This is a genomic window from Saccharopolyspora sp. NPDC049426 (assembly GCF_040676935.1).
Taxonomy (GTDB): Bacteria; Actinomycetota; Actinomycetes; order Mycobacteriales; family Pseudonocardiaceae; genus Saccharopolyspora.
Genome location: NZ_JBFAPZ010000018.1, coordinates 65,597 through 81,939, shown reverse-complemented (window position 1 = coordinate 81,939; position 16,343 = coordinate 65,597). Strand labels below are relative to the sequence as shown.

Annotated in this window: 14 protein-coding genes and 3 pseudogenes; 7 read left to right on the top strand and 10 right to left on the bottom strand. The window is 65.9% G+C overall.

The genetic code is table 11. The annotated features are described in order from the left end of the window. Nucleotides 1-199 precede the first annotated feature (199 nt). Complete coding sequence (locus tag AB0J78_RS29980) at nucleotides 200-796, bottom strand: TetR/AcrR family transcriptional regulator (RefSeq protein WP_363794806.1); 597 nt, start codon at nucleotides 794-796, stop codon at nucleotides 200-202. A 97-nt stretch (nucleotides 797-893) separates the two neighbouring features. Here AB0J78_RS29980 and AB0J78_RS29975 point away from each other — a divergent pair, with 97 nt between their 5' ends. From AB0J78_RS29975 to AB0J78_RS29965, 3 genes and pseudogenes are all read left to right on the top strand, one after another. Further along, nucleotides 894-2,138, top strand: a complete 1,245-nt coding sequence (locus tag AB0J78_RS29975) for a cytochrome P450 (protein ID WP_363794804.1) — start codon at nucleotides 894-896, stop codon at nucleotides 2,136-2,138. Nucleotides 2,139-2,604: 466 nt separating this feature from the next. Then, nucleotides 2,605-2,946: pseudogene (locus AB0J78_RS29970) on the top strand (transposase); the annotation flags it as partial. Nucleotides 2,947-3,181: 235 nt separating this feature from the next. Beyond that, nucleotides 3,182-3,598, top strand: coding sequence for a transposase (locus tag AB0J78_RS29965; protein ID WP_363794892.1), 417 nt, complete (start codon nucleotides 3,182-3,184; stop codon nucleotides 3,596-3,598). A 652-nt stretch (nucleotides 3,599-4,250) separates the two neighbouring features. Here AB0J78_RS29965 and AB0J78_RS29960 read toward each other — a convergent pair. From AB0J78_RS29960 to AB0J78_RS29935, 6 genes and pseudogenes are all read right to left on the bottom strand, one after another. Continuing rightward, nucleotides 4,251-4,640, bottom strand: coding sequence for a DUF302 domain-containing protein (locus AB0J78_RS29960; protein ID WP_363794802.1), 390 nt, complete (start codon nucleotides 4,638-4,640; stop codon nucleotides 4,251-4,253). 79 nt (nucleotides 4,641-4,719) lie between these two features. Next, nucleotides 4,720-4,995, bottom strand: a complete 276-nt coding sequence (locus AB0J78_RS29955; protein WP_363794800.1) for a YeeE/YedE thiosulfate transporter family protein — start codon at nucleotides 4,993-4,995, stop codon at nucleotides 4,720-4,722. Between the two features lie 288 nt (nucleotides 4,996-5,283). Beyond that, nucleotides 5,284-6,096 carry a cytochrome c oxidase assembly protein gene (locus tag AB0J78_RS29950; protein WP_363794798.1) on the bottom strand — a complete coding sequence of 271 codons (813 nt, stop codon included), beginning with the start codon at nucleotides 6,094-6,096 and terminating at the stop codon, nucleotides 5,284-5,286. Further along, entirely contained in the window at nucleotides 6,096-6,644 is a 549-nt protein-coding gene (locus AB0J78_RS29945; RefSeq protein ID WP_363794890.1) for a DUF2243 domain-containing protein, read from the bottom strand. The genes AB0J78_RS29950 and AB0J78_RS29945 overlap by 1 nt, the downstream gene beginning before the upstream one ends. Before the next feature lie 630 nt (nucleotides 6,645-7,274). Then, nucleotides 7,275-7,926 (bottom strand): annotated as a pseudogene (locus AB0J78_RS29940) (sulfite exporter TauE/SafE family protein). Nucleotides 7,927-8,036: 110 nt separating this feature from the next. Beyond that, nucleotides 8,037-8,480, bottom strand: coding sequence for a rhodanese-like domain-containing protein (locus AB0J78_RS29935; protein ID WP_363794796.1), 444 nt, complete (start codon nucleotides 8,478-8,480; stop codon nucleotides 8,037-8,039). Between the two features lie 591 nt (nucleotides 8,481-9,071). Between AB0J78_RS29935 and AB0J78_RS29930 the strand changes: the two are divergent. After that, nucleotides 9,072-9,158, top strand: a pseudogene (locus AB0J78_RS29930) (helix-turn-helix domain-containing protein); the annotation flags it as partial. A 398-nt stretch (nucleotides 9,159-9,556) separates the two neighbouring features. Here AB0J78_RS29930 and AB0J78_RS29925 read toward each other — a convergent pair. Both AB0J78_RS29925 and AB0J78_RS29920 read right to left on the bottom strand, forming a co-directional pair. Next, nucleotides 9,557-10,645, bottom strand: a complete 1,089-nt coding sequence (locus tag AB0J78_RS29925; RefSeq protein WP_363794794.1) for a BtrH N-terminal domain-containing protein — start codon at nucleotides 10,643-10,645, stop codon at nucleotides 9,557-9,559. After that, nucleotides 10,642-12,150 carry an MFS transporter gene (locus AB0J78_RS29920; RefSeq protein ID WP_363794792.1) on the bottom strand — a complete coding sequence of 503 codons (1,509 nt, stop codon included), beginning with the start codon at nucleotides 12,148-12,150 and terminating at the stop codon, nucleotides 10,642-10,644. The genes AB0J78_RS29925 and AB0J78_RS29920 overlap by 4 nt, the downstream gene beginning before the upstream one ends. A 195-nt stretch (nucleotides 12,151-12,345) precedes the next feature. Between AB0J78_RS29920 and AB0J78_RS29915 the strand changes: the two genes are divergently transcribed. Beyond that, nucleotides 12,346-12,987 carry a helix-turn-helix domain-containing protein gene (locus AB0J78_RS29915; protein WP_363794790.1) on the top strand — a complete coding sequence of 214 codons (642 nt, stop codon included), beginning with the start codon at nucleotides 12,346-12,348 and terminating at the stop codon, nucleotides 12,985-12,987. A 192-nt stretch (nucleotides 12,988-13,179) separates the two neighbouring features. Here AB0J78_RS29915 and AB0J78_RS29910 read toward each other — a convergent pair whose 3' ends face one another. Then, nucleotides 13,180-13,413: a hypothetical protein gene (locus AB0J78_RS29910; RefSeq protein ID WP_363794788.1), complete on the bottom strand. Its 234-nt coding sequence runs from the start codon at nucleotides 13,411-13,413 to the stop codon at nucleotides 13,180-13,182. Nucleotides 13,414-13,647: 234 nt separating this feature from the next. Between AB0J78_RS29910 and AB0J78_RS29905 the strand changes: the two genes are divergently transcribed. Together AB0J78_RS29905 and AB0J78_RS29900 are read left to right on the top strand one after the other, a co-directional pair. After that, complete coding sequence (locus tag AB0J78_RS29905) at nucleotides 13,648-13,842, top strand: IS3 family transposase (RefSeq protein ID WP_363794786.1); 195 nt, start codon at nucleotides 13,648-13,650, stop codon at nucleotides 13,840-13,842. Between the two features lie 721 nt (nucleotides 13,843-14,563). Further along, the gene (locus AB0J78_RS29900; protein ID WP_363794784.1) at nucleotides 14,564-16,207 is read left to right on the top strand and encodes an NAD(P)/FAD-dependent oxidoreductase; all 1,644 of its coding nucleotides are present in this window, start codon (nucleotides 14,564-14,566) and stop codon (nucleotides 16,205-16,207) included. Nucleotides 16,208-16,343 lie beyond the last annotated feature (136 nt).

Below are 16,343 nucleotides of genomic sequence, written 5' to 3'. Positions count from 1 at the left end.
GCTGCTGGTGGCCGTGGGCGCGGCCTACGTCTCCTACCGGCATGGCCGCGACTTCGCGCTACGGTTCGGCGCCGACGAGACCACCGCCACCGCGGAGTCGATCGTGGAGACCGCCATGCTGGTCGATAAAAGCGTATGGGGCGGCGTGGCGAGGGCGCGAACAGGACATCTGCGCCGCGGACAGGTGTCCGTAACGAACTCAGATCGCTTGGTCTGCTGAAGAGCGGAGCCCTTCTAGGACCACGGCGAGGATCGAGGGGCTCAAGCTCTCGGGGCTGAGCGGTCGGTCGGTGGCCAGATATGAGAGGGCACTGATGGTGACTGCGCCGAAGAGGACCATCGCTGTGGTCGTTGGGTCCTCGGTAGGGCGGAGTGATCCGTCGCGTACGCCCTCGTCGAGAAGTTGTTGCACCGGCGTGTAGTAGGCATCGGTGATGGCGGTTGCGATCTCGGGGATGCGGCCGGCCCGGCCGAGGTTTCCCACGAGGGCTTGGCAGACGGCGGGCTGATCGGCCATCACTCGCAGCTGGGCGTCCACGACCGCGGTCAATCGGGTCGCCGCGGAATCCGGAGCCTGCACGGCCATGGCGACCTCGTCGGCCATGTGTTGCAAAGTGTCTTGGAAGAGGAACGCCAGGATCTCTTCCTTGCCCGCGAAGTAGTAGTAGAGCGTCGCCTTTGGCACCCCGGTCGCGGCGGCGATGTCCTCGACTTTGGTGTCCTCGAGCCCGCGGTCTGCGAAGAGTTCGGCAGCCGCTGGCAGGCGGGCGGCGATCTGGGCGGGAACGCGGCGCACAGTGACTCCCTTTCGCAGTTTGAGCTGAGGTTTTAGACTAGCAGTCTAACCTTGCGGTGCAATGCCGTCCCGGCGCCCAGGAAGGTGAGGCCCAGCCATGGTGGAGCTCTACGACCCGTTTGACCCAGCCGTGCACGACGATCCGTATCCGATCTACCGCCGCCTGAGAGACGAGCATCCAACCTACTGGTGTGAGACCCGTGGATGCTGGGTTCTGAGCCGCTATGACGACGTCGAGGACGCCTTGAACCACCCTGAGGTGTTCTCTTCGATCAACGGCGTGTTCCCTACGAGGGATGCAGCGGGCCAGGGTCCGGACATTATGGATGCGCTGTTGCCGATGATGATCATGATGGACCCTCCACGTCACACACAGTTGCGGAAGCTAGTGAGCCGGGCGTTCACCCCGCGCAGGATTGCGGCGCTCGAGCCAACGATTCGCAGCCTTGCCGTCGAGCTGCTGGATGAGCTTTCTCCGGCTGGCTCGGGTGACGTGGTGCGTGACTTCGCCGGGCCGCTGCCGGCGATGGTGATCGCCGACATGCTGGGGGTGCCCCGCGAGGACCGCGACCAGTTTCGCACCTGGTCATCCTCGATGGTGCAGGGAGATCCAATGGTGGCCGAGGAGCGCGATGCCTCCTTGGCGGCTGCCGCTGCGCTGTATGAGTACTTCTCCGAGGTGATCCAGAAGCGCCGCGACGACCCGAGGGAAGACCTGGTGTCGGCGTTGGTCCAGGCAGAGGTCGACGGCGACCGGCTGGGCGATGACGAACTTTTGGGCTTTTGTCTTCTGTTGCTGGTGGCTGGTCATGAGACCACTACGAACCTGCTCGGCAACTCCGCCGTGCACCTTGCCGAACACCCAGACCAGCGCCGTCGGCTAGCCAGCGAAACCGCCTTGCTCCCGGACGCGGTCGAGGAACTATTGCGTTATGACTCGCCAGCCCAGGGCTTGTCGCGCACCCTCACTCGTGACCTGACACGACATGGTCACCGCATGCGAGCCGGGGAGACAGTCTTGCTGTTGTTCGGCTCGGCCAATCGCGACGACCGCGTGTTCGCCGACCCCGATCGGCTCGACATCACCCGCAAGCCTGAACGACAGGTCGCCTTCGGCCACGGCATCCACTTTTGCTTGGGTGCGGCACTGGCGCGGCTCGAGTCACGAGTCGCCCTGGCAGAGATGCTCGACCGGCTCCCCGACTGGCAACTCGACCCCGCCAAAGGGCCGGAGCGGCTTCACTCCGGCCCTATCCGCGGCTACGCAACACTCCCGGCGACCTGGGCAACCAGCGTGCGGGACGAGCGAGCTCACCCCTTGCCGCGGCCGGTCCAGACGTGACCGGTGTTGGCCGCGCGCAGAGCTCCGTGAGTCCGCGCGAGTTGGCCGCGGAGCCGTTGGTTCTCCTCATCTTCTACAACCGGCAGCGACGACATTCCCAGCTGGGTCTGCCCAGGTTTCGGTTGACACTCTGACTCTGGGGCAGGTCAAGGTGTTCAACCAAACAATGATGATGGCGGAAGGCGTCGGTTCGGGACCTGACCTGCAACTAAACTGACCCTCCGGGTGTCCTTCTAGGGACGCGTCGGTCCCGCGCCGGTACCGTACCGGATAAGTCGTTTCAGGCGACCGGTCCGGACGGATGTGACCTGATAGGAACCTGCGCCACCCGCTGCCTCGTCATTGTTGTGTCCGCCCGTCCCGGCACCCGGGTCGCCGCTTGAAAAGGAAGGCGACACCGCAGCATGACGGACACGAGCGATGTCATCGGTGGCGTGGACTGCCACGCCGACACCACCACGCGGCCGTGATCGACCACCGTGGCCGACTGCTCGCAGCCAGCGAGTTCCCGACGACCGCGGAGGGCTATCGGCAGCTGACCACGTGGTTACACCAGCACGGACGGCTCGAAAAGGTCGGGGTCGAATGCTCAGGATCCTATGGAGCCGGGCTTACCCGGTACTTGCAGGCCTGCGGCATCACCGTCGTCGAAGTCAATCGGCCCCACATCCATACCCAATCCCGGCGAGGTAAGACCGACGCCATCGACGCCGAAGCGGCCGCCCGCAAGGTCCTGGCCGGCGAGTGCACCACGGCTCCCAAAGACACCACCGGCGTCGTGGAATCGATCCGGCAGCTGCTCATAGTCCGCAGCAGTGCCGTGAAAGCGCGCACGGCCGCACTCAACCAGCTCAGCGAAATCCTCCTGACCGCACCCGAGGCTGTTCGCGCGAGCCTCACTGCCCGCGGTCTGGAAGGCAAAGCGCGCCAATGCCTGACTTGGCGTCCCGACCCTGCCCGGTTGCACGACCCGGTCCATGCCGCCAAATACGCTCTGCGCAGTCTCGCACGACGCATCCAGGAGCTGACCAACCAGGCCGAGGATCTCGAGAACAAGCTCGCCTCCCTCGTCCAGCGCAGCGCTCCCCGCACACTGGCCCTACTCGGCGTCGGCACACTCCACACGGCCCAGCTGCTCACCACCGCGGGCCAGAACATCGAGACTGCACTGCGAAACCGCTTTCGCCGACCTCTGCGGGTCCGACCCCATTCCCGCCTCGTCAGGCAAGACACTGCGGCACCGGCTCAACCCCTTCGGAGACCGCGATGCAAACCGAGCCCTGCACATGATCGCTGTCGTGAGGATGCGCTACTGCGACCGCACCCGCGCCTACACGGCCCGCCGCACCGCCGAAGGACTCTCCAAAAAGGACATCATGCGCTGCCTCAAACGCTACATCGCACGCGAGATCTACTACACACTCCGTGCCGACCTCAAGAACCTCGCACTGGCTACTTGACCTTTATAGGAACGTCCCTGGGCAGACCCGACGTCGCAACCGGGCTGGCTGCGCAACTCTGCTCTGTCCTCCAACGGGACGGCACTGGCATTCGGAGTTGCGCTCGTTGTCTCGCCCTAAACAACACCTCTGGGCCGCATGCCCGTCATCGAGGCTTACTCAGCGTCCGCAAATGATCTTCGGCGTGGTGGACCGCGGTGTTGATGTCCTGGTTCTGGCCTGCGGACATCGTTCGTTGACCGAGGCCTGAGACGGTGAGTACGGCGGCGAGTTGGTGTCTTTGTTCAGTGGTGAGGTAGGCACAGAGCGTCTGGTTACTCAGTGCTTCGCGTGCGGCGTAAGCGTCGGAGAGCGCAGCGGAGACGACCGTCTGTCTCAACTGCGTGATGGCGCTTTAGTGGATCGCTCGCCGACCAGGTCCAATGTGGTCAGCCCCAGACGGACTCGGAACGCTGTGGTGCTGGGTTCTGTGTCGCTCATGAGCGCAGCAAACCGGGCGTAGGAGTTGGCCGACGGCTGTTTCCCAGGTTTCGGCGGGGATGGCGGAGTCGATCAGGGCTGTCGCCTGCGAGCGGAGATCTTGTTCGAGCAGTGACATGCTCTTGATTTGACAGCCGTCGAGTAAGCGTTTCCCGATGCCGCGATGGGCGGGCTACCCGAGGCTGTCGAGGGCCTCCCGGATGCGGCGCCCTGCTTCGTCGGCCACCGGACGCAGCTCTTCCCGTTCGGGAACGGTCACCATGACCTGCGGATCAAGTGCTTGGACCAGGGTGCGACCGTTATCCTGGGCGCGGACCACGACGTTGCAGGGCAGTAGAAGCCCGATCTCGCGTTCCGCGTCCAGCGCGCGGTGCGCCAGCTGTGGATTGCACGTGCCCAGGATGACGTAGGGCTCGATGTCCTCGTCCAGCTTGTCCTTCAGCGTAGTCTGCACATCGATCTCGGTGAGCGTGCCGAAACCATGGGCTTGGAATGCTTCTTTCACCTTGGGCACGGCCTCCGCATACGGGGCGTCGAGCGTCCGAGACAGCGCGTAGTCCACGATTCGGCCCTCCTCGGGTGATCGGTTCGTTCCCTAGAATGACTACCCGGCGGCCCCAGCATGCACGCACAGCAGTCCCTCAGCAGACCGAGTCGGTCCGCTTGGGGACACCGAGGCCAAGGAGTCTCCGCGTCTGGAGCCCGAGCCAGGTTACCGCGAGCACGGCGAATGCCCAGATCCACCCGTGCAGGGAGAACAAAGCAATTCCACCGAAGTAGGAGCCGACGTTGCCGTAGACGAGCCGGGCTCCGTAGCCCGCGAGCAGCCCGCCCGCTGCTGTGGCGAGCACGGTGCGCAGGGGCAGGTTCGTGGCGAGGGCGAAAGATCCGGACGCCGCCGCGGTGGCCCACGACACCAGGGAGAAAACTGAGGTCGAGCACCCTGGTCGAGTTGGTCAGCAGCCGGGCGTGCAGGGTCCCGGAGTGGGAGCCCTGCCAGTAGGGCCAGGCCCCACTCCGCACCGAACCCTTGGAGTCAGCTTGTACGAGCGCCTTTCCCGTGTCAGTTCACATGCGGTGGTGTAGTTGGCTTTCTGTTCGGGGTCTGACCAATGTTCTACTGGCCGCCCCGCCGATCGACTTTCTTTTCTCGCCTTCGAATTCGCTGCGCTGCAACCACTGCGCGCACAGGAGCGACCCAGTGACTATGCCTTGGCCCCGACCCCACTGTGCGGGGCGGTTCTCTGAGAGCGCTCGGGGCGCCAGGTAGCCACGAGCGCGGCGGCTAGGAGGAGTTCGGCGATGTCGCCGAAGTAGTACATGATTTCTGCACCGTTCTGGATCTCGTTGATCGGGGCGCGGATGTCGACCCAGAAGCCGCCGTACATCAGCTGTGCGATAACGGCGTGAATCGTGATGGCGCAGCCGAGGTACACCAGGCGCGTGCGCACAGCAGGCCGGGCCGGTGCCGGGTCGGGACCGGCGATGGCGTAAGCGAACAGACAGCCGGAGATCAGGAAGTGGACGTGTAGCAGCCAGTGCCCGGCCGAATGTGCCGTGGTGGCGTTGTAGAGCGGAGTGAAGTAGAGGACGGCGAGACTGGCGGTGGACAGCAACATTGCGGTCGCCGGGTGGGTCAGTACCCGGGCAGGGCCGCTGTGCAGTACGGATGTCAGTTGCCTGCCGCGTGCGGTGGGCACCGTCCGCAGCAGGAGGGTGACTGGGGCGGCGAGTACGAGGCCGAGCGGGGCGTACATGCCGATGAGCATGTGCTGGGTCATATGGCCTCGGAAGTCGGAGTAGGCCCACGGCGCCACGGGCGGCAGGAACGCGACGGCCAGCACGGCGAGCCCGGTGAGGAAGCTGGCCGTGCGCCAGCGGCTCCATCCCTGCACAGGGTTGCTGCGGCGGGCCTGGCGGGCCAGGGATAGATAGACGGCACCGATCACGAGCAGAGCAAGTACGGGTAGCAAGACCTCCACAATGCCGCCGCCCGCTCCGTGGTCGTGGTGGTTCATCAGGTGCGCCCTTCGGTCGGCTGAGCACTCCCAACGTCGGAATCAAGCGGCTGTCCGCCGCGCTGGAGCAGGTAGCCACCGGCGACCAGCAGCGCGCCGAAGACGAGGAACCCGATGTCCCACCACAGCTGATAAGGCCCGCCATGGACGTGGTGGATACCCAGGATGTGGTGGTCCAAGATGCCTTCGACGAGGTTGAACACCCCCCAACCAACCAAAACCCAGCCCCACAACACACGCGAGGTCCACACTTGGCGGCGGCGGTGTGTGACGCGGGAGTAGAGAAGCGCCAGGCCAACCAAGACGAACAGCCAGCACACAGTATGGAACAGCCCATCCCACACGGTGTTCATTTCGAGACCCGAAACAGTCTCGGGATCGTAGTACCGCACTCCGACGTTGTCGGTGTTCGTGCTGGTCAGCATGTGATGCCACTGCAAGACCTGGTGCAGCAGGATGCCATCCACGAAACCACCGAGCCCCACGCCCAGGAGAATGCCCGGCCCTCGTAGGCTCGCCGCTGCCGTACTCGCCCCATCCGTACTCATGCGGTCCGCTGGCATCCCGCCTCCTTCCTCCGGGCACATGGCGGGCCTACCCGGTTAAGCGGACCTGTAATCCAGGCCCTGCACGGGAATGCCACACGGCATTGACCGAGAAACGTGAAGGAGCCAACGTGCCCGGCTACGTGTACTGGGCTTCGCAATCAAGCTGTTCTCGCGCCTGGTCAAGGGCTGTCGTGTCTTCGACCTGACAGCCCGTCTCCGACGGGAAGCCGACATGGTGAAGCAGGAAGAACGGGCGCAATTCACTTCTGCTGCGCGGAGACGTGCTGTCAGTCGAGAGACGCGGTGTCGGGCGCAACCTTCGATCAATAGCGAACACGTCAGAAGAACCGCGAAAGGCGTTCCTTCAAGTGCATCGTTCCATTACGTTCTTGGCATTTCGGTCAATCGCGGCCGATGAGCTTCCGCAGGAACCCACTGATGCCTCCGTGTTGGGCGCTCGGGGCGCAGTCGCATCGTTGGGATTTCGGTACTCCCGCGAGCACCTGTTCCACGTGCTGGCCGCAGCCTGCATATGTCGGTTTGCCGCACGTGCGGCACTCAACGCGACGACACATGTTCCACCTTCCCTTTCTCTTCCTGAGAGAGTTGTCGATTCGGCCTGGGCGGTCCTCATCCGAGAGCCGAGGGGTTGACGACGGCGGCCACGGCGACGAAGACCGCGACGGCCAGCACCACGAAAGCGAACCAGCGGCGCACGGTTGACGAGTCCAGCCGTGCCGACAGCCGAGCGGCCACGATAGAAACCACCAGAGACGTGCCTGCGAACAACAACAGGACCCGGTAATCGATGGTCGCGATCGAGCCGGCGTGCGCGGCGAGTCCAGCTCCCGAGTTGATTAAGACGACCACCAACGAGGTCGCCACCGCTTGCTGCGCTCCCAAGCCCAGCAGCAATGACAGCGCGGGGACGATAATGAATCCGCCGCCGACGCCGAACAGTCCGGTAAGCACACCAACCGACGCGCCGGCGAGCACAGAGCGCGGCGAAGGCCAGCAACAGCCAGCGCTGCGGGAAGAGCTTGCCGAGCGCGGCGCCACCAAAGGCGGCCGGGATGCCGGCCGCGCCGAAGACCAGCGCCACCGGCCACCGCACCGCACTGCGCCGCTCGCGGGGCATCAGCGCGCCCAGCGAGGACAGCGCGACCACGGCCAACGAGGTGGGGATCGCCATCTGCAAGGGTTGCCCGACGCCATAGACCAGCGCCGGCACGGCGAGGATCGAACCACCCGCACCCAGCAGTCCCAGCGCCAACCCGATCACGGCGCCGAACACCACTGCCAACAACAACGAAACCACCTATCCCGGTGGCGGACTCATCGCCCGCCACCGCCGCCGCCAACGCCGTGCACGCACTTGCCAGAGAGCAGCCCTCAGCCGCGCGGCCCGCCCCCGCCGGTGAGGGCCTCGAGCAGGGCGCGACCGTCCGTGCGGGGAGTGCGGTTGTGGGGCAGCAGTCCGAGCACGCGGGACATGGCGCAGGTGTTGCTCACCGCGGCGAATGTCAAACCGGCGCCGACGAAGCCGGCGACCCACTTCAGCGGTTCGTAGGCGGTGCTGGCCACGACGCCGGTGAGCACGAGCAGTCCAGCGACCAGCCGCACCTGCCGCTCCATGGCCCAGGTGCCCCGGCCGTGGTTAAGCTCGCCTCCCTGCTGCTCCCAGCCGGTGATGCCGCCGCGCAGCACGCTGAGCCGATCGAGCCCGGCGCTCTCCAGCAGCGTGCGGGCCTGCTCGGCACGACCACCCGAGGCGCACACCAGCACGCCAGGGTCGCCGTGCTGGGCGGTGAGTTCCTCGCGGTGTTCCCGCAGCAAAACTGTGATCAGTTCCGCCGCGCGACGACCGTTCGGCGGGTCTGGTCGGCTAGAGTCATCGACGCCATGATCCCCCTCCATGGCTTGCGGTACCCGGCTTGGCCGCCCCCCTCGAGCCGGGCACCGAACAGAAGATCGCCCCCGCATCGCGGTCGACGGACCCGTGAGATGCGGGGGCGGTCTCTCATCCGCCCGGCGCGTACCGTGGTCTCCGGTGCGCCCCTGTCGAAGCTGACCTCGGGAGCAGCTAGATGGCGCCGCTGAGCACGATGCGCGGCACAACACGAGGCGGGTACGGTTCCGCGTGCGCAGCGCGCCATCGGTGGCGTCGAGGCTGAGCGGCACAACGAGCGACTGCCCGGGCGTCTCCGAGCCCTACAGTGCTGCGTATTTTGATCTTGTGAAGCAGGCGTACAGCAGCAAAGAGGCGTGCCGGATCGTGGGGATCAACCCGCGGACCGGCAAGCGCTGGCGCAACGGAAGGCAGCCGACCGGAAACACGAAGGGTGCCCCACCGGTTCGTCCGGCGGGGCACCCCGATGTGTGTTCTCGGTACCTTGGCCAGCAGGAACGTCTCTACATCGCGGATCGGTGGCGGGACAGGCGAGGATCCGCACAATCGCCCGGGAGCTGGGGCGATCACCGTCGACGATCAGCCGGGAGATCCGCCGCAACGGGATGCCGCCGCGGGGAGACATCCGCAAGTGGGCATACCGGCCCTACTCCGCGCAGGACCGGGCACTGGCCCGGCGACCCCGCCCCAAGCCACGCAAGATCACCACGAACCTGCAGCTGCACCCGGTCATCCAGGCCCACCTGGACCGCAAGCTCAGCCCGAGCAGATCGCCGACCAACTACGCCGGGACTTCCCTCCGTGTCCGCGAGCGGACGGGGGTGAGGGTGGTCCAGCCGTGCTCGGCGAGTCGGGCGGTTGTGTGGTGCCAGGAGTGGCGGGTTTGTCCGGCGCCGTGGAGGAGGATGGCGGTGCCGCGTGGTGGGGTGGCTGGTGGCGTGCTCCAGTGGTTAGCGGCCAGGGTGAGTCCCGCGCGGCGGTAGTTGCGGAGTATGGGGGGCGGTCACAGATTCTCCGGGGCGTCAGGGCTGAGTTCGCGGGCGAGGAGGTCGAGCAGATCGGCGCCTTGCTGTTCGAGTTCAGGGAGATGTTCCGCGGTGTCGGCGAGCGCGGTGACGCGGGTGGTAGTGGAGGTGTCGGTAGTAGCGATGCGGGCGAGGTCGTGCCAGAGCTGGGTGAGCTGGTCGTAGAGGTCGGCGGCTTGTCCTGCGATGGGCAGGCCGGTGCGGTGGGCGAGGTAGTGCAGGTAGTCGGCTTGCAGTCGGCGGAACAGGCTGCCGCCCGTGCCGGCCTTGTCGATGAAGGCGGCCAGCGCGGTGAGCACCGTGTCCAGTTGCGTGGGGGTGAACACGTCGGGCCAGCGCCGCAGGTCGTCAACGAAGACGCTGAGGCCGTCCAGGCCGGCGCCATACGGGCAGTCGGTCACTCCATCGAGTTGACTGGCAGGAACCAGTGACTGGGGGTTTCGCAGGCCTCGGGCGGCGGCGTGGCAGGCGTCGGCGGCGGTGTTGGCCAGGGGTGGGAGGTGGGTGGGGTAGCGCAGGCGGTAGCCGGTGTGCCGGGTTGGTGCGGGGAATCCGGTGGAGCTGCGGGCGCGGGCGAGCGCGTCGTAGGGGACGGGTTGGGGGTCGGCGCGGTCGTTGTCGATGACTGTGGCGGTTCGGGTGTGATCGTCGTATCCGGTGATCACGATGTCGTGGCGGCTCATGCTCAGCCGCACCCGCAGGTACGGGAGGTGAGCGATGTCGGCCCAGCACAGCACCGGATAGCCGTGGTCGAGTTCCTCGCGGACCCAGGCCCAGCCTTCGTCGGGATCGTCGGTGGCGTGTTGGGTAGCGGTGATCCCGAGACGGCGGGTGAACCCGCCGGTGAGGTCGGGGCCTCGGCCCACGAGGTAGATCGGTGGCCTCATGGCGGGGTGGCGCAGGTAGGTGAACCCGAGTTCGCCGCCGAGGCCGAACACGGTGCCTTCGTCGAGTGGCGTCTCGTCGTAGGACAGCTGGGCCCAGTGCATCAGGTCGCGCAGCGCTCCCGACCCGCAGTGCCCGGCCACCTGGTGTGGGTAATCGCTGATGATGTGTCGTCCGGTCACGAGGTACTCCTGTCCTGTTCGGCGACAAGCGCAGGGTCGGTAGCGTCGCAGCCGTGGGTTTCCACTGTGTGCCCGCGGTTGCGTCCGGGCGCCCACACCGTGAGCGCGACGGCCGTGACCGCGGTAATCACGGCAAGGGCGCTGAGGGTGTCGTGGACCCCGTCGACGAAGGCGCGCCGCGCCGCGACAGCAAGACCAGGCCCTGCGGGAGTGTCGCTGGCGATCCGAAGAGCCACGGCCAGCGAATCACTGGCGTGGGCGCGGGCTTCTTCCGGAAGGTGAGTGATCGTCGGGGCGAGATGGGTGCTGTAGCTGCTGGCGAGTAGACTGCCGGCCAGCGCGATCCCCACTGCAGCGCCGAATTCCCGGGTGACGTCGTTGACGGCGGAGGCCACCCCCTGTTTGGCGCGAGGAACGCCGCGCACGATGGCGGCGGTGGCCGGAGTCGCGCAGATGCCCAGACCGAGCCCGAACACCCCGAGGAACACCACCAGCCGCGGATAGTTCTCGTCCACCCCCAGCCCGCCGATCCCGACCAGCGCGCCAGCCACCAGCGCCAGCCCGGCACCGGTCATCACCCGCAGCCCCACCCGCTCGCTCACCCAGGGCGCGAGTACCGCTGCCACTACCAGCGGAGCGGCCACCGGCGCCAACGCCAACCCCGCCTGCAGTGGTGAGTAGCCCCAGACCAGCTGCAGATGCTGCATCAGCAGGAAGAACACCCCGAACGCCGCCAGGAACTGCACCACCAGCGATACCGCGCCAGCGCCGAATCCGCGATCACCGAAAAACTCGACCTGCAGCAACGGTGCCACCCGTCGCCGTTCGACCAGCACGAATCCCGCCCCCGCCAGCATCCCACCGCCGAGCGATGCGACAACCAGCGCACTGTCCCAGCCGTGATCGGGTGCCTCGATCATCCCGAACACCACCAGCCCCACCGCCACCGCCGACAGCACCGCCCCCGGGACATCCAGCTCGGGCGCCGCAGGCTCACGTGACGACGGCACGAACAAGGCACTCACCACCAGCAGCAGTGCCAACGCGGCGGTGGCCACGAAGAGCGCACGCCACGGCCAGACCGCCAACACCACCCCGGCCCCGAGAATGCCCAGCACCGCACCCGCCCCAGCGAACCCCGCCCACACTCCCACTGCACGCGCAGCCTGCCGGGCAGGGAACTCCGCGGTCAGAAGTGACAGTGTTGCCGGCATCACCAGGGCCGCCCCCAACCCCGCAGCCGCCCGGCACACAATCACCCCGGTCGGAGTATCCACCACCACCGGCAGCGCCGAACCCACGGCGAACACGGCTAGCCCAGCCAGCAGTACACCGCGCCGCCCGAGACGATCTCCCACTGCACCCGCCGGCAACAAGACGCTCGCCAGCACCAAGGTGTAAGCATCCACAATCCACGTCGCTTGCGTCTGGCTTGCCCCAATATCCGCTGCCAACTCCGGCAATGCCGTCATCAGCGACGCCACCCCGGCCATCACCAACGCCACGGCTAGACACGACACCGCCAGCGTCCAGCCACGGCGTACTCCTCCGGGTTCCCCGGTCGGCTCCGCCACACGATCACCTACCAGACTCGACATTTGTGAACCGACAGTATTGGACCTAGACTAGTAGTTCCACAAGTCCGGTTCTCGATTAAGCTTGCTCATGTTCGCGCCGTCCTCCGGGTTCGCAGGAGATCGATGTCCACCGCCGCCCCCACACCCAGCACTCCCGACGAAGACCCGCGGCTGGCGCGCTCCCGCGCACGGCTGCTCGACGCCGCCACCCAGCTACTGGCGGAAGGCGGCATCGACGCGGTCACCATCGACGCGGTCACCCGAACCGCTGGCATCGCCCGCGCCACCCTCTACCGCCACTTCGGCACCGGCACCGAACTGCTCGCCGCCGCCTTCGAACGCCTGCTGCCCCCCGTCGCACCCGCACCCGCCCACGGCCCCCTACGCGAACGACTGCTCACGCTGCTGACCAACCAAGCCCACCTCATCGACCACGCCCCCCTGCAGCTGACCGTGCTGTCCTGGCTCGGCATGAGCATCGCACCAGCACCCTCGACCCCCACGCAGAGCGACCGCCCCCGCCTACACACCCTGCGCCGCCGCATCATCGAGCAATACCGCCAACCCTTCGACGCCGTCCTCACCAGCGACACCGCCCAGAACACACTCCACACTCGCATCGACACCACCAGCGCCCTCGCCCAGCTCATCGGGCCCCTCATCTTCAACCGCCTCGTCACCGGCACCCCCAACGACGAACAGTTCTGCATCCACCTCGTCGACGAGTTCCTTACTAGCCACACTCGACAACCGCCTCCGAGGTAACCCTGGGTGGCGCCGTCAAGGCCTTTCCGGTACGGACAGGCGGGTCTCATAGACAGCAGGGCGCTTATCGTCAATTGCTGCTGGCCCACTCGCCTGCGCCGCGCAGGATCTGCCTTGTCCCACCGCGGCCACCACACCGAGTGACGCGCCCCGGATTAGGTGGAGACTCCTCGTTTGAGCGAGGGATGTGGATCAGGCCCCGGAGGACGAGTTACTCGCGTGGCGTGCGCGATCGATGGTGGCGATGGCGTTGGTGCTGGCGCGCCAGGCGGAGTACGACTCGCAGTGGGAGGCGATCCGCTCGATCGCGGCGAAAGTGAACGTCTCGACCGAGACGCTGTGCAAGTGGGTCAGGCGGCGGAGGTTGATGCGGGCCAGACGTCCGGCACCTCGAGCGAGGATTCGGCCGAGTTGACGCGGCTGCACCGGAGAATGCGTAATTGCGGCGCGCAGACGAAATACTTAAGGCGGCGTCGGCCTTCTTTGCGCGCGATCTCGACCCGCGGTCGCCACGCCCGTTCGATTTTCACGGAACACAAGGGCTGACTCGGGGTTGAGCCGATCTGTTCCGTGCCGACCGATTTTGGCATCACGATCGCCCGTCCACATATTATGCCGCCCGGTTGTGCTGAAGTCGGAGCGTGACGAGCAAGACAGGAATTGATGGAAGAGATCCAACAAGTGCATGACGCCAATTGTCAGATGTGCGGCGCTCGGAAAATATGGCGACAGCTGAATCGGGAAGGTGTCCAAGTGAGTCGCGGCCGATTGAATCGGCCTGGCTGGGGCGGCGCGCGGCAAGACAGTGTGCAACAATCCTGGTCCGGGACGGCGTCCGTGCTGCTGACCTCGTGAAACGGCAGTTCGCGGCGGGGTGCGTCGAACTGGCTCTGGGGTACGGTCTTCAGCCACGTGGCGACTGGTCCGGCACCGTCTATGTGGTGTTCGCCGCGGATGTGTTCTCCCGTAGAATCGTCGGGTCGGGTGGACAGAGTATGCATGAGGACGATCTCATTATGGATACTCTCGAAACGGGGTTTGCGCGATCGAGGCTACCGTGTATTCGACGGTGTTTTTAAAGCGTGTGCACCGTTCCGACTCCGGGAGGATAGTACATCTCGTTGCGGTTCACCCAGTGTCTGATTGACGCGGGCATCGATGCGTCGATCGGAACGGTTGGCAGTGCTCTTGATAACACGCTCCCTGGAACCATGATCGGCCTGTACGCACGGAGCTGATTAAGCCGTAGTGGGCATGGCGCCTAAACGAGAAGTCGAAATCGCCACCGCCGCGCATGGGTGGAGTGGTATAGCAACCGACAACTTCACGAGGCCTGTGGCCATCGGCTGCCGACCGAGTTCGAGACCCTGTGCGAGTTAGCCAGCCTGGTCGCCTGACACCAACAACGAGCCTCCCCGAAGACTTGGGACGCTTCAAAGACCCTGCTGCCACCGATTGGTCTGGCTACATCCAGAAGTGCGGCTGCTCTAGGTGTTCGATTTTGGGACAGCGTGGTTGGTGGGGACAGGGTCGACGATGCCTGTGGTTATGACGCGCATCACTAGGAGGTGGACCCATGACGGCCGCGACTGACACCGCCCCACGGGTTAGGCAGGGCCAGGCGGACATCGTGCTCGACGCGGTGGTGCTCGGCGCCGGGGTGGCCGGCTTGTATCAGCTGCACCAGTTGCGCGAGCAGGGGCTGCGTGTGCGGGCCTACGAGGCGGGCTCCAACGTGGGCGGAACCTGGTATTGGAACCGTTACCCGGGCGCCCGGTTCGACAGTGAGGCCTACATCTATCAGTACTTCTTCGACGAGGTCCTCTATAAGGAGTGGAGCTGGAGTCAGCGGTTCCCGGACCAGCACGAGGTGGAGCGGTGGATGGACTACGTCGCCGACCGGCTCGACCTGCGCCGGGACATTCAGTTTTCCACGACGATCACTAGCGCGCACTTCGACGAGGACCGTGGGCGCTGGCTCGTGGGCACCGACCGCGGCGAGACGATCGACACGCAGTTCTTCGTCGCCTGCGGAGGTATGCTGTCCGCGCCGCTGGAGAACGTTTTCGAGGGACAGGACGGCTTCCGCGGATCGGTGTACCACACGTCCCGCTGGCCGAAGGACGGTGTCGAGCTGGCGGGTAAGCGGGTCGGTGTGGTCGGTATCGGTGCGACCGGCATCCAGGTGATCCAGACCATCGCCGCCGAGGTCGAGCACCTCACCGTGTTCGCACGGACGCCGCAGTACGTGCTGCCGATGAAGAATCCGGACTACGGGCCGTCTGAGCAGGCTTGGTACAAGAACCGGTTCGAGGAGTTGCGGGCCACACTGCCGCACACGTTCAGCGGGTTCGAGTACGATTTCGAGCACGAGTGGGCCGCATACACGCCTCAGCGGCGTCGGGAGATCCTCGAGGAGATCTATCAGGACGGGTCGCTGAAACTGTGGCTGGCCAGCTTCGGGGAGATGTTCTTTGATGAACAGGTCAGCGAGGAGGTCTCCGAGTTCGTCCGGGAGAAGATGCGCGAACGCCTCAAGGACCAGCGGCTGATCGACATTCTGGTGCCCACCGACTATGGGTTCGGCACCCACCGCGTCCCGCTGGAGCAGGGCTATCTCGAGGTCTATCACCGCGACAACGTCACGCTGGTCGGGGTCCGGGATAACCCGATTGCTCGAATCACCCCTGATGGCATCCAGCTCACCGACGGCACTGTCCACCAGCTCGACGTGATCATTCTGGCGACCGGTTTCGACGCGGGTACCGGGGCTCTGACTCGAGTCGATATCCGCGGCCGGGACGGCCGGTCGCTGGCCGAGGACTGGAGCCGGGACATCCGCACCACGATGGGCCTGATGGTGCACGGCTACCCCAACATGCTCACCACCGCCGTCCCGCTGGCTCCGTCGGCGGCCCTGTGCAACATGACGACCTGCCTGCAGCAGCAGACGGAGTGGATCACCGACGTCATCCGACACGTGAAGGCGCAAGGCAAGTCGGTGATCGAGCCGACCCAGGAAGGCGAGGATGCCTGGGTGGCCCACCATGAGGAGATCGCGAGCGCGACGCTGGTGCCGAAGACCCACTCCTGGTACATGGGCTCGAACGTGGCGGGCAAGCCGCGACGTCTGCTGTCCTACATCGGCGGGGTGGGCACCTACCGCGAGAAGTGTGACGAGGAGGCTGTCGGGGGCTACCCGTCCTTCCGGATGACCTGACATGAACTGACGCAGTCAGGCAGAGCGTTCACGCTGGTCTACGGTCGTGAGTGTTGCGCATGGTGAGCACCACTCGCAACACTCACGACCAGACGTCCGTCGGTCCCGGCGGCACAATCGAGTGCCGGACAGCGCG

Coding starts and splice junctions, on each gene's coding strand:
- AB0J78_RS29975 (WP_363794804.1), top strand. CDS start 894: ATGGTGGAGCTCTACGACCCGTTTGACCCAGCCGTGCACGACGATCCG.
- AB0J78_RS29950 (WP_363794798.1), bottom strand. CDS start 6,096: ATGAACCACCACGACCACGGAGCGGGCGGCGGCATTGTGGAGGTCTTG.
- AB0J78_RS29945 (WP_363794890.1), bottom strand. CDS start 6,644: ATGAGTACGGATGGGGCGAGTACGGCAGCGGCGAGCCTACGAGGGCCG.
- AB0J78_RS29915 (WP_363794790.1), top strand. CDS start 12,346: ATGTCCACCGCCGCCCCCACACCCAGCACTCCCGACGAAGACCCGCGG.
- AB0J78_RS29900 (WP_363794784.1), top strand. CDS start 14,564: ATGACGGCCGCGACTGACACCGCCCCACGGGTTAGGCAGGGCCAGGCG.